Raw genomic sequence first — 12,545 nt, 5'->3', positions numbered from 1 at the left:
AGGTAGAGTGTCAGTCGACATCTCAGTGACTGAAATACCGCTTTCGCGAGCAGGTCGAATCGTCGCACCGTCGCTCCCATATTCAAAGGAGATGCACCATGAAAAAACTACTAACCCTCGCCGCCGCCACACTGTTGAGCGCCTGCCAATCGACCAGTCCCGCCGGCAAGGTCGGCCTCGACGGTGAAGTGTTCTACCTGCAGCGCATCGCCCTGCCACCTAGTGCGACCCTCAGCGTCAGCCTGCAAGACGTCTCGCTGGCCGATGCGCCGGCCGTCGTGCTGGACGAGCAAAAAGGCCCGATCAAAGGCCAGGTGCCGCTGCCCTTCCACTTGAGCTACGATCCGGCCCAAGTCAAACCGGGCCACCGTTACTCGGTCAGCGCGCGCATTGAAGTTAACGGCGAACTGATGTTCATCACCACCGAAAACCACGCCGTGCAACTCGACGGCAACGACCCGCAGCCGCTGAAAATCCGCGTCGACGCCGTTCGTTAATTCATTTTCCGCAGCCCTTTTCCGCAACAAGGAAGCCGCCATGTTCCGCCCTACCCTTCGCTTCGCCGGCCTGTGCGCAGGCCTGATGATCTCCGCCAGCGCCATGGCTCTGTCGCTCAGTGACCTGTCGCAAAAAGACGCCACCGGCGGCCTCAAGGATGCCCTGACCCAAGGCGCGCAAATCGCCGTCAAACAACTCGGCACACCCGGCGGTTTCAGCAACAACCCTGAGGTGAAGATCGAACTGCCGGGCAAACTCGGCAAAGCCGCGAGCAAGATGAAAGCCTTCGGCATGGGCGCTCAGGTTGAAGAACTGGAAACCGCGATGAACAAGGCTGCGGAAAGCGCCGTGACCCAGGCCCAGCCAATCCTCGTCGACGCCGTGAAAAAAATGAGCGTGGAAGACGCCAAAGGCATCCTCAGCGGCGGCAAGGATTCGGCCACGCAATACCTCGACAAATCCAGCCGCGAACAGATCCGCGCCAAGTTCCTGCCGATCGTCAAGCAAGCGACCGACAAGGTTGGCGTGGCGCAGAAGTACAACTCGTTCGCGGGCCAGGCCGCTGCGTTTGGCGTTGTCGATGCGAAGAGCGCCAACGTTGAAAACTACGTGACCGAGCAAGCGCTGAATGGGCTGTTCGAGATGATCGGCAAACAGGAAGAAACCATCCGCCAGAACCCGGCTGCTGCGGCGACCAGTCTGGCGAAGAAGGTGTTCGGCACGCTTTAAGCTGTCACAACATGGGGGCGAAGGAATTCGCTCCCGTGCTTCCATCCACCTACAGGATTACGTAAAAAGAACACCCACTCCCGCCCCATCTTCCTCCGTTCAAAAACTCCTAACTCGTCTAATCCGTCTAGTGCCGACGCCGCCTCGCTATACGAGCAAGCAAAATTCTCAGCCACATTGCTCGCGGTGAACTCCTTCGCCACTCCGTTTTTGGCCACCTCGTACAACGCGCGTTGTTTTTCCGTGAGTTGATCAAAGAAGCCGCAATTCTTCAGCCTGCGCTCGAATTCTTCGGTGTAGGCCACGCTCTTGCGGTAAACATCGGTAAACCCGAGCACCGCTCGCTGGATCACCGAACACTGGAATTCGATGAAGTACGTCAGATCCAGCTCATCCGCCTCGGTGTGCAGGTATGAGCGTCCATATTTCACCGGCGCATTACGCAGTAACAAACTGATCGCTATGTAGCGAAACGCCGCAAATTCGTTCTTGAACATGAACCAGTAAAACAACGCCCTGGCGACCCGCCCGTTGCCGTCGCGAAAGGGATGCTCGTAGCCCAAGGCAAAGTGCAGCGTGATCGCCTTGATCAGCGGATGCAGATAGTGGTTATCCAGTGGTGAGCCGTCGGGCAGGTTGATCCAGTGCGACAGTCGCTCAAGCCGCGACGCCAATCCTGCTGCAGGTGGCGGCCGGTGCACCGTATTGCCCGCCCCGTCCTGGACGACCACCTCGTCATTGGTCCTGAATACCCCAGGTGAATACTGCTCGTCATCGATGCCCTCGACCCCCACCCGATGAATCGCCGCAATCAACTCCACGCTCATGGGTTCGTAACGTCTCTCCCAGGCATAATTCATCATCCGGTAATTACCCATCACCATGCGTTCATCCGGAGTACGAGGCTGGCGCTGCTGTTTGAGCATGTCCTTGGCCACGCGCGTGGTCGTCGCCGCACCCTCCAACTGGCTACTGGCGATGGCCTCGTCTTCGATCAAGTCATTGAGCAGATAACTGAAATGCGCCCGTTCGCCAATCTGGCTGGTCATGTACTCCAGCGCAGCCGTACTGGCCTGCCGATCCACGATGGAGATGGTTTTCTGTGCCAGCGGCGTGAACAGATACTTGCCCCACTGCACCGGCTCGCCCAGTGGCAGAAGGTTAATGTACTGGGCCGCCCGCGCCTTCTTGACCAACGCCCAGCACAGTCTGGCATCCAGCCCCGCCGCCCAGCGATAACGCAACGCTTCAAATGGCAGATAACGACCTTGATCATCGAGCGGCTTGAGCAGCGCAAGATAGTCCGCCAGACGATGCTTGTGGGGCGGGTGCACCAACAAATCAAACACCGGGTCGGATCGGCCCTTCAAGGGTGGAGGCTTTTTCATCAAGGCGGGCTCAAGGACTCTGGAAAAGCAGAGGCTTGAGTACAGCACTCGCGGCACCCAGGTTCAATATCGGAGGTTTCTGAAAAAAATGTAGGAAGTGGCGGAGGCAGAGCGGGGTTTGGATAGTCAGCTAGAGACTGGTCGGCTGTCAGGCCGCCTTCGCGAGCAGGCTCGCTCCCACAGAAGAGCCAGAGCAAATCGCTTCTGCTCCTCACCACTCAACACAATGAGCGTTAGCTCGCGTACAGCTTTTGATCTGAAGGCCCGTCGGCAGGCTGAGTGGAGGGATTGATCCGGGGGTGGGAGCGCAGCGACCGTTCGACGAAGTCGAACACATCGAAAGGAGGTGCAGCGAAGCAAACCGTAGGCGATGCCCCCGGATCGATCCCGGAGCGAAGGAACCCCGAGCCCCAGCGAGTGGGCCGAACGTCAGGGCGCAGACCTTTGGTTCCTTTGGGGCGTTTGGAAAAGGTGACTCGCCGTAAGGGCGAAACCGCCAGCCGCAGCACCCGCGGAAACGGATATGCACCCAAAACCCCAAGAACATGGTCGGCCCGAAGGCCGCCACGTCACAAAACAATCAAGCGTCCCTACGCACCCGGAACCAAGCCGCATACAACGCCGGCAAAAACAACAGCGTCAACGCAGTCGCAACAATCAACCCACCCATGATCGCCACCGCCATCGGCCCAAAAAACACACTGCGCGACAACGGAATCATCGCCAGCACCGCCGCCAAAGCCGTCAACACAATCGGCCTGAAGCGTCGAACCGTAGCCTCGATAATCGCCTGCCAAGGCTTAAGCCCCGAAGCAATATCCTGTTCAATCTGATCCACCAGAATCACCGAATTACGCATGATCATCCCTGACAGCGCAATCGTGCCCAACATCGCCACAAACCCGAACGGCTGACGGAACACCATCAAGAACAACGTCACCCCGATCAACCCCAAAGGCGCCGTCAAAAACACCATCGCCGTACGCGAAAAACTGCGCAACTGCACCATCAGCAACGTCAGCACCACGACGATGAACATCGGCACCCCGGCATTCACCGACTTCTGCCCACGCTCGGAATCCTCCACCGTGCCGCCAACATCCAACAGATAACCATCCGGCAACTCGGCACGAATCGAATCCAGCGTCGGCATGATCTGCTTGACCAACGTCGCCGGCTGCTCCTTGCCATAAATATCGGCGCGCACGGTCACGTTCGGCAGCCGATTGCGATGCCAGATAATCCCCTCCTCAAAGCCGTATTCCAGCGTGGCAATCTGCGACAACGCCACACTGCGGCCGTTATCCGTCGGCACCGCCAGACTCGGCAACAACGACAACTCAGTGCGCTCATGCACCGTGCCGCGCAGCAGAATCTCGATCAACTCATTGTCTTCGCGGTACTGACTGACACTCGACCCGGTCAACGAACTCTGCAGGAATTTCGCCAGATTGGCTGTGCTCACACCCAGCGCCCGAGCACGATCCTGATCGATATTCAGATAAACAACCTTGCTCGGTTCTTCCCAATCCAGATGCACGTTGACCACATGCGGATTCTCGCGAACCTTGGCCGCCACTTTGCGCGCCAACGCGCGGACCTCTTCGATGTGTTCGCCGGTGACGCGGAACTGCACCGGATAGCCAACCGGCGGACCGTTTTCCAGACGTGTAACCCGCGAACGCAATGTCGGAAACTGCTCGTTAAGCGTTTCAATCAACCACGTGCGCAGCGCTTCCCGCTCCTCGATGGTTTTCGCCAAGACCACAAACTGCGCGAAGCTGGCCGCCGGCAATTGCTGATCCAGCGGCAGATAGAAACGCGGCGAACCGGTGCCAACGTACGCCACGTAATTATCGATGCCGGCGTGATCCTTGAGCATCGCCTCCAGTCGTTTCACCTCACCAGTGGTATTAGCCAGCGACGCGCCTTCAGCCAGTTTCAGATCAACCATCAACTCCAGCCGATTGGAGGCCGGGAAAAACTGCTGCGGGACGAAACGGAACAACATCACCGAGGCAATAAACAGCCCCACCGTCAGCACGATCACGGTCTTGCGATGCGCCACGCACCACTCCACCAAGCGCCGAACCCGCTGATAAAACGGCGTGCCATACGGATCCGGCTGACCGTCACCCGTGCCATGTTTGGCTGCATGAATTTTCGCCAGATCCGGCAGGAGTTTTTCCCCCAGATACGGCACGAACACCACCGCCGCCACCCAGGACGCGAGCAACGCAATGGTCACCACTTGAAAGATCGAGCGGGTGTACTCGCCGGTACCGGACTGCGCGGTGGCAATCGGCAGAAACCCGGCGGCGGTGATCAACGTACCGGTGAGCATCGGGAACGCGGTGCTGGTCCAGGCGTAGCTCGCTGCACGGATGCGATCGAAGCCCTGCTCCATTTTAATCGCCATCATTTCTACGGCGATGATCGCGTCGTCCACCAACAAGCCCAGCGCCAACACCAATGCGCCAAGGGAGATCTTGTGCAGGCCGATGCCGAGGTAATACATGCAGGCGAAGGTCATCGCCAGCACCAATGGAATGGTCAGTGCCACGACCATGCCGGTGCGCACGCCGAGGGAGAAGAAGCTCACCAGCAAGACAATCGCCAGCGCCTCGACCAGCACCTGGACGAACTCGCCGACCCCGGTTTTCACCGCCGCCGGCTGGTCAGAAACCTTGCGCAATTGCATGCCGGCCGGAAGGTTTTTCTGGATGCGCGAGAACTCGCCTTCCAGCGCTTTACCGAGCACCAGAATGTCGCCGCCATCCTTCATCGCCACCGCGAGACCAATCGCATCTTCGCCCATGAAACGCATGCGCGGCGCCGGTGGGTCGTTGAAACCGCGACGCACATCGGCGACATCGGAGATGCGGAACGTACGATCGCCGACGCGGATCGGGAAGTTTTTTATCTCATCGACTGTCTGAAAATTCCCCGAGACCCGTAGCTGCAAGCGCTCGCTACCGGTTTCAAAGAACCCGGCGGTGGACACCGCGTTCTGCTCTTGCAGCGCTTGTTGTACCGCCGACAGCGGCAGGCCGAGGGTCGCCAATTTGACGTTGGACAGTTCGACCCAGATTTTCTCGTCCTGCAAACCGAGCAGGTCGACCTTGCCGACATCCTTGACCCGCTGTAGCTGGATCTGGATACGGTCGGCGTAATCCTTGAGCACCGCGTAATCGAAACCGTCACCGGTCAGCGCATAGATATTGCCGAACGTGGTGCCGAATTCATCATTGAAGAACGGCCCCTGTATATCCGGTGGCAAGGTCTGGCGAATATCGCTGACCTTCTTGCGCACCTGATACCAGAGGTCGGGAATTTCCTTGGAGTGCATCGAGTCGCGGGCAATGAACGTCACTTGCGATTCACCGGGGCGCGAGAACGACACGATGCGTTCGTACTCGCCGGTTTCCATCAGTTTCTTTTCAATGCGTTCGGTGACCTGACGCGAGACTTCCTGCGCGGTCGCCCCCGGCCATCGGGTCTGGATGACCATGGCTTTAAAGGTAAACGGCGGGTCCTCACTCTGGCCAAGTTTGGTGTAGGACAGCGCACCGACGATGGCCAGTAAAAGCATCAGGAACAGTACGATCTGGCGATTACGCAGCGCCCATTCGGAAAGGTTGAAGCGCATCGGGGCTTACTCCTTGTCCGCCAGATTGACCACACGGTTGGAGCGATCCACCGGACGCACCTGCTGACCTTCGAGCAGCACATGCACACCGGCAGCGACCACCCAGTCGCTGGCGTTCAGGCCTTCGAGCACCGGCACGCTTTTCTCGCCGAACGGGCCAACGCGCACCGGGGTTTTCTTCAAGGTGTTGTTGCCGTTGACGACCCAGACGTAGGTAGCGCCGTTTTCGGCGGTGAGTGCCGAGAGCGGCACCGACAGGGAAACGCTGTCGGCCGATTGCACAAATACACGGGCGCTCTGGCCCAGTTCAGCCGGGACTTTGCCGCCGGTGAAGGAAATACGTGCAGCAAAGGTGCGTGAGCGTGGATCGGCGGCGGGCGACAGTTCGCGGATCTGTCCGGCGAAGCGCTGGTTCTGTTGCGTCCACAATTCAACAGTCACCGGCTGACCGACCTTGAAGCGGCCGAAGCTCTGCTCCGGCAGGCTGATCAGCACTTCGCGTTCGCCATCGGTGGCGAGGGTAAACACGGTTTGCCCGGCGGCGACGACCTGCCCCACCTCGACCGAACGCTTGGCCACCACGCCATCCTGCGGCGCACGCAGCACCGCGTAACTGGCCTGATTGGTCGAAACGTTGAATTCAGCTTTGATTTGTTTGAGGCGGGCTTCACCGGAGCGGTAAAGGTTCTCCGCATTGTCGTAAGCCGAGCGGCTGACCATCTGCCGGTCCATCAAGGTTTTGTAGCGATCGCGCTCGGCGCGGACCAGATTGAGATTGGCTTCGGCGGCAGCAACCTGGGCGCGGGTAGCTTCCAGTTGCAGGCGCACGTCCTGCGGATCAAGTTCGGCGAGTGGCTGATCAGCCTTCACGCGCTGGCCTTCATCGACCAGTCGTCGGCTGACTTTGCCGCCAATGCGAAAGGCCAGATCGGGTTCATAGCGGGCGCGCACCTCGCCCGGATAACTTTCCATGGCCTGCGCCGAAGGCTCTGGCTGCACCACCATGGCCGGTCGCACGGTGACTTGCGTCGCCTCTTCCTGACCACACGCTGACAAAAGGAACGCCAGACTCACTGGCAACGCGAGGGACAACGCATGGCGGAACATGGTGACGGACCTTTCGCTAATGGTGCTTGGAATAATTATACTGGCGGGTATGTTATTAATAGCAAACTCACCAGTCCAGTATTAAAAGCGAAGAATGTCGAACAATCTTTCAGCTCCAAACGGTCCGGGCCGCCCGAAGGATCTGGCCAAGCGCCAGGCGATCCTCGACGCGGCGAAAATTCTGTTTCTGAGTCATGGCTACGCCAACACCAGCATGGACGCGGTCGCCAGCGAGGCTGGCGTGTCGAAGTTGACGGTCTACAGCCATTTCAACGACAAGGAGACGTTGTTCTCCGCTGCCGTGGTGGCCAAATGCGAGGAGCAATTACCGCCATTGTTCTTCGAATTGCCCGAAGGCATCGCTGTGGAAAATGTGTTGCTGAACATTGCGCGAGGCTTTCATCACCTGATCAACAGTGATGAGTCGGTGAACTTGCACCGCTTGATCATGGCGCTGGGCAGTCAGGACCCGAAGCTGTCGCTGATCTTCTTCGAGGCCGGCCCGCAGCGCATGGTGCAGGGCATGGAGCGGCTGTTGACGCGCATCCACGAAACGGGCGCGCTGAGCATCGATCTGCCGCGCAATGCGGCTGAGCATTTCTTCTGCCTGATCAAGGGTGCGGGGAATTTTCGATTGTTGTATGGCTGTGGGGAGCCGTTGAGCGAAGAGGCTGCAGAGAGCCATATTCAGGAAGTGGTGGCTTTGTTTATGCGGGCGTACAAACCTTAGCTTCTGCGCTGTTTGGGCTGGCCCTATCGCGAGCAGGCTCACTCCTACAGTGGATTTGTGTGCACCACAGATCAATTGTAGGAGTGAGCCTGCTCGCGATAGGAGCGACTCTGTTTTAAGGCTTGAGCGCTTTCTTCGGATAAATGTCATAGCGGCTCGATTTTCCATCCAGCGCATGACTCGGCTTCGGCCCCGCAATGCACGGCGCCTTGCGCGGCCGCTTGACCACCACCCGGTGCGTCGCCAACGCCAACGCGGCTTCGAGCAACGCCGGGGCATCCGGATCATCCCCCACCAACGGCCGGAACAGGCGCATTTCCTTCTTCACCAGCGCGGTCTTCTCACGGTGCGGAAACATCGGATCGAGATAAATCACCTGTGGCGGCTCGCCTTCCCAGTTCTGCATGACCTCGATGGAGTTGCCCTTGAGCAACTTCATCCGCGCCACGATCGGTGCCACGTCGAAATCCTCCGCCGCCCGCGCCAGACCATCCTCCAGCAGCGCACCGATCAGCGGCTGGCGCTCGATCAGGCTCATTTCGCAACCGAGACTGGCCAGCACGAACGCATCCTTGCCCAGTCCCGCCGTGGCATCCAGCACGCGCGGGCGCACGCCTTGGGCGATACCGACAGCCTTGGCAATCATCTGCCCGCTGCCGCCGCCATATAAGCGCCGATGCGCCGCGCCGCCCTCAACGAAGTCGACGCGCACCGGTCCCGGCGCATCCGGGCCGAGCTGTTGCAACTGCAAACCCTGCTCGCCGACCTGCAAGGCAAACTCGCCGTCCGCCACTGCAAGCGGCAGACCGAGGCGCTCGGCCCACTGCTCGGCTTGCGCTTCATACGTCGCGCCAAGGGCTTCGACATGGATGCGGCAGGCCGCGGGTTGCTCGATCATGGAAAACACGCTCAAAAATTCAAGGATCGGCAAAAACCGCCGATAATTCATTCAACGCGCATTTTGCCAGAGCTGAGCGTCAACCGAAAAAAATGTCAGGCATTCTTCCCACATCGATTGGCTACATCTCGCCCCATGGCGACTTTAGCCGTCACAACACTCAAGCACTGAGCGGCGTCAGTCACCTGTGGCAGGATTTCTTTGCCCAGGCGATGGCCGAACAGACGAGTGAAGTGGTGCCTGCCTGCGGTACATTTCCGCCGGTTGACCTGAACAGCCCGGAAGAGCCGACCATCGGCAGCGAGCTGCACGCGCACATCATCAGCCAGCGCGAGTGCGACGTGGTCGAAACCGAAGTGCGTCCGCCAGAGCCGCTGTTCCTGCCGATCGCCGAGTTCGAAATGGACTTGCTTGACAAGCCATTCCCACCGTTCCCGCCTGAAGAACTCAAGGCTCAGCAAGAGCAACAGGATTTCGACAGCAGTTGGGTGCGTCCGGTGGTGATCAACAATGGTCAGCCCGTTCCAGAGCCTGGCCCGGCACCGCAGAAGAAACCGCTGTACCTGCCGATTGCCGAATTCGATCTGGACCTGCTGCAAAAGCCTTACCCGCCGTTCCCGCCGGAAGAAATCATCGAGCAACAGAAAGCGCTGGACTTCGATAACGGCTGGGCGCGCCCGATCGTTCTGCAGAACCTGCGCCTCGCCGCTTAAGCCTCAGCGACACACGCTCCAGCGCCCGACATCGACATGAAAGTGATTGCGGTGGGCGGCGTTGTAATCCGGGCTCAACACCACATTGAACGCCTCGCAGGCGCCGTCGCGCACCTGACGCAGAAACTGCGCATCCTGATTTTGCTTCGGCCAGTCCTTGAGTACGCTGATGCTGCGGCCGTCGGCCAGCCGAAAACCGGCAATGTCCAGCGCATCAGCGCTGGCATGACGGCTGAGCGCCCCGCTTTCGCGGTTGTAGACATTGCGGCAGGCGAAGCTGCCAAGGTGATCGAGGCGCGCGACTTTCTGACCGTAAACCGACTGTGCGGCGGGTTGCAGCGAATGGTGCTCGAACATCGCGTAGGCCACCGCCAGCGGACAACTGGCGAGGAAGCTGCTGCTCAGCGCCGCCTCGCCGCTCTGTACGCGCAGGGCGCCGATCAGCGGGCATTCGGCGCCCAGGCTGTCGGCTTGACGTGTGACGCGCAGATCGGAACTGCTTAACGCCTGGGCGCAGAGCTGAGGATCACTGCGCAAACGCATCAACTTGTAGCCGGTCAGCCAATTGGGCGCGGCTTTCACGTCCAGCGGTGCCCACGGATTCCATGGCGGTGGCACGTCCAGCCAGCCGCGCCAGACACTGATCATGGCGCCGCCGATGATCAGCAGGACAGTAAGCGCAATCCATCGCCCCATGCTTAGCCCTTGAAGAACTGATTGGCCTTGGCGTACGGCATCGACTGCGAAGTAAAGCCGAAGGTGCCGGATTGCTGGATCTCTTCAGCGGCGCGAAAGAATTCGCCGAACGCTGCCAAGGCCAGTGCCGAACCGGTGCTGATCCGGCGCACGCCCATGTCCTGCAGTTCCTGCACGGTCAGTTTCAAACCGCCAGACATCAGTACATTGACCGGTTTCGGCGCCACTGCGCGCACCACTGCCAGCACTTCTTCGGCGTTGCGCAAACCTGGCGCGTACAGCACGTCGGCGCCCGCTTCGGCGAAGGCCTGCAAGCGGCGAATGGTGTCGTTGATATCGGGGTTGCCGTGCAGATAGTTCTCTGCACGCGCAGTCAGGATGAAGGGGAATGGCAGCGTACGCACGGCGGCGACTGCCGCTTCAATGCGCGCGACGGCGTGTTCGAAACAATAGATCGGTGCATCCGGGCGGCCCGTGGCGTCTTCGATCGAGCCGCCGACCGCGCCCGCCTCGGCGACACGCAACAGACTCTTGGCGCATTCGGCCGGGTCATCGGCAAAACCGTTTTCCAGATCCACCGCCACCGGCAAATCGGTCGCGGCAACAATTGCGCGGACATTCGCCAGGGTCTCGTCGAGACTCAAGGCACCATCAGCCTTGCCCTGGGAAAACGCATAGCCGGCGCTGGTCGTCGCCAAGGCCTGATAGCCGAGACTTGCGAGCATTTTTGCCGAGCCGGCATCCCACGGATTGGGAATGACGAATATCCCCGATTGTTCATGCAGGGCTTTGAAAGCGTTTGCTTTAAGGGCTTGGGCATCCATCGGCAGGCTCCAGGGCAGGAAAAAATCCGCTTCAGAGCAGGCCAAGTTGCTCCGCGGCGGGTTCTCTGTATAGCTCAGGCAGCGATGGCAGGCCAGGCAAACGTTGCATCAGATGTGCGTGAAAACGTTGCGCCAGTTTTGCCGCCAACAGGTTGTCGGCGGTGTGCAGGAAGATATACGGCGTACGACCCTCTTCGATCCACTCAGCGATTTTCGCTACCCACGGCACCAGGAACGCATCGTTGGCTTCAAGCTCGGGATGGCCAATGAAGCGCACTTGCGGGAACTGGGTGAACGCCGCCGGACGCGTCGGCACGCGCGGTTTTTTCGATTGCGCGTGGATCACCGAGGATTCGGTCGACAGGCAGCTGAACAGCGCACGCGGGTCGAGGCAGATGCGTTCCACGCCACGGTCCAGCAGCAGCCGATTGAGCAAGCGTTCGCTCTCGCCCTTGGCGAAGAACTGTTCATGCCGCACTTCCACTGCCAGCGGGCAATCCAGCGCATCGATGAACGCCGCCAGTTCCGGCAGCCGTTGCGGTGTGAAGCTTTTCGACAATTGCAGCCACGACGGCGAGACACGCTGGCCGAGTGGCTTGAGTAATTGCAGAAAGGTTTCGGCTGCCGTCAGTTGCTCGCGCAGATCACCGCTGTGACTGATGTCGCCGGGGAATTTGGCGGTAAAGCGAAAGTGTTCAGGCATAACCTCAGACCAACGCTGCACCGTGGCCGGTGACGGGCTGGCGTAAAAGGTCGTGTTGCCTTCAACGGCGTTGAACACTTGGCAATAGAGACCGAGGAAATCGGAGGTTTTGGCGTCTACCGGGTACAGATACTCGCGCCAGGCGTTTTCGCTCCAGGACGGACAACCGAGGTAGTAAGGCAGATCCATCAGATGTACAGATCGAGGCCCAGCACGTCTGCATCCCAATCGACAAAACCGGCAGTGCTCAGATAGCTGGCCAAGGCCATCGCTACGCTTTTTTTCATCGCACGGTGGTAGATCATGTCTTGTTGGCGGGCGGGCAGATTGCTCAGGCGTTGCGCGGCAGCTTTGGCGGCAGCACGGGCAGCCAGTTGCTCTTCAGTCGGAAATTCGATCTCACCGTCGATATCGTCGACTGACTCATCCACAGTCACATGGCCTTTGCGAGGCTTGCGCTTGATGGGGTAGGACTGAGAGGAAAGGCCGTCTATACGCATAATTTCATGCTCGGTATCGATGATGGCAATTTAGCGGCACTTGACCGACTTAGCAAACTGCCGAGTGATAACTAGAACACATAAAGCGCAAAAGGTTTAAAGCGAGGGGT

At 59.4% G+C, this 12,545-nt stretch carries 12 protein-coding genes; 4 read left to right on the top strand and 8 right to left on the bottom strand.

Translation table 11 applies throughout. The features are described from left to right. The first annotated feature begins 98 nt into the window (after positions 1 to 98). Both PspR84_RS05965 and PspR84_RS05960 read left to right on the top strand, forming a co-directional pair. Positions 99 to 497 carry a YbaY family lipoprotein gene (locus PspR84_RS05965; protein WP_160056187.1) on the top strand — a complete coding sequence of 133 codons (399 nt, stop codon included), beginning with the start codon at positions 99 to 101 and terminating at the stop codon, positions 495 to 497. A gap of 40 nt (positions 498 to 537) precedes the next feature. Beyond that, entirely contained in the window at positions 538 to 1,227 is a 690-nt protein-coding gene (locus PspR84_RS05960) for a DUF4197 domain-containing protein (RefSeq protein ID WP_160056185.1), read from the top strand. Here PspR84_RS05960 and PspR84_RS05955 read toward each other — a convergent pair. From PspR84_RS05955 to PspR84_RS05945, 3 genes are all read right to left on the bottom strand, one after another. Continuing rightward, entirely contained in the window at positions 1,224 to 2,615 is a 1,392-nt protein-coding gene (locus tag PspR84_RS05955; RefSeq protein ID WP_160056183.1) for a Fic family protein, read from the bottom strand. The two genes, PspR84_RS05960 and PspR84_RS05955, sit on opposite strands and share 4 nt — an antisense overlap. 580 nt (positions 2,616 to 3,195) lie before the next feature. Then, entirely contained in the window at positions 3,196 to 6,264 is a 3,069-nt protein-coding gene (locus PspR84_RS05950) for an efflux RND transporter permease subunit (protein WP_160056181.1), read from the bottom strand. A gap of 6 nt (positions 6,265 to 6,270) precedes the next feature. Continuing rightward, positions 6,271 to 7,371: an efflux RND transporter periplasmic adaptor subunit gene (locus tag PspR84_RS05945; RefSeq protein WP_160056179.1), complete on the bottom strand. Its 1,101-nt coding sequence runs from the start codon at positions 7,369 to 7,371 to the stop codon at positions 6,271 to 6,273. A gap of 94 nt (positions 7,372 to 7,465) precedes the next feature. Between PspR84_RS05945 and PspR84_RS05940 the strand changes: the two genes are divergently transcribed. Then, positions 7,466 to 8,101 (top strand): TetR/AcrR family transcriptional regulator, encoded by a 636-nt coding sequence (locus PspR84_RS05940; RefSeq protein ID WP_160056177.1) that lies wholly within the window; start codon positions 7,466 to 7,468, stop codon positions 8,099 to 8,101. Between the two features lie 115 nt (positions 8,102 to 8,216). Here the strand turns inward: PspR84_RS05940 and PspR84_RS05935 are convergent, their stop codons facing one another. Further along, positions 8,217 to 8,996: a class I SAM-dependent methyltransferase gene (locus PspR84_RS05935; protein WP_174244493.1), complete on the bottom strand. Its 780-nt coding sequence runs from the start codon at positions 8,994 to 8,996 to the stop codon at positions 8,217 to 8,219. 95 nt (positions 8,997 to 9,091) lie between these two features. On the opposite strand from PspR84_RS05935, the gene PspR84_RS05930 reads away from it, so the two are divergent. After that, complete coding sequence (locus PspR84_RS05930; protein WP_160056173.1) at positions 9,092 to 9,712, top strand: energy transducer TonB; 621 nt, start codon at positions 9,092 to 9,094, stop codon at positions 9,710 to 9,712. A gap of 3 nt (positions 9,713 to 9,715) precedes the next feature. Here PspR84_RS05930 and PspR84_RS05925 read toward each other — a convergent pair whose 3' ends face one another. The 4 genes from PspR84_RS05925 to PspR84_RS05910 are packed head-to-tail and all read right to left on the bottom strand — an operon-like array spanning position 9,716 to position 12,435. Next, complete coding sequence (locus PspR84_RS05925) at positions 9,716 to 10,408, bottom strand: extensin family protein (protein WP_160056171.1); 693 nt, start codon at positions 10,406 to 10,408, stop codon at positions 9,716 to 9,718. 2 nt (positions 10,409 to 10,410) lie between these two features. After that, complete coding sequence (locus PspR84_RS05920; RefSeq protein WP_160056169.1) at positions 10,411 to 11,232, bottom strand: isocitrate lyase/phosphoenolpyruvate mutase family protein; 822 nt, start codon at positions 11,230 to 11,232, stop codon at positions 10,411 to 10,413. 31 nt (positions 11,233 to 11,263) lie between these two features. Continuing rightward, positions 11,264 to 12,124, bottom strand: coding sequence for a DUF72 domain-containing protein (locus tag PspR84_RS05915; RefSeq protein ID WP_160056167.1), 861 nt, complete (start codon positions 12,122 to 12,124; stop codon positions 11,264 to 11,266). Then, a complete protein-coding gene (locus tag PspR84_RS05910) occupies positions 12,124 to 12,435 on the bottom strand; it encodes a hypothetical protein (protein ID WP_102900558.1) in 312 nt (103 codons plus the stop codon). The genes PspR84_RS05915 and PspR84_RS05910 overlap by 1 nt, the downstream gene beginning before the upstream one ends. Positions 12,436 to 12,545 lie beyond the last annotated feature (110 nt).

The organism is Pseudomonas sp. R84 (assembly GCF_009834515.1).
GTDB lineage: Bacteria > Pseudomonadota > Gammaproteobacteria > Pseudomonadales > Pseudomonadaceae > Aquipseudomonas.
This window is presented reverse-complemented; position numbering and strand designations above follow the sequence as displayed.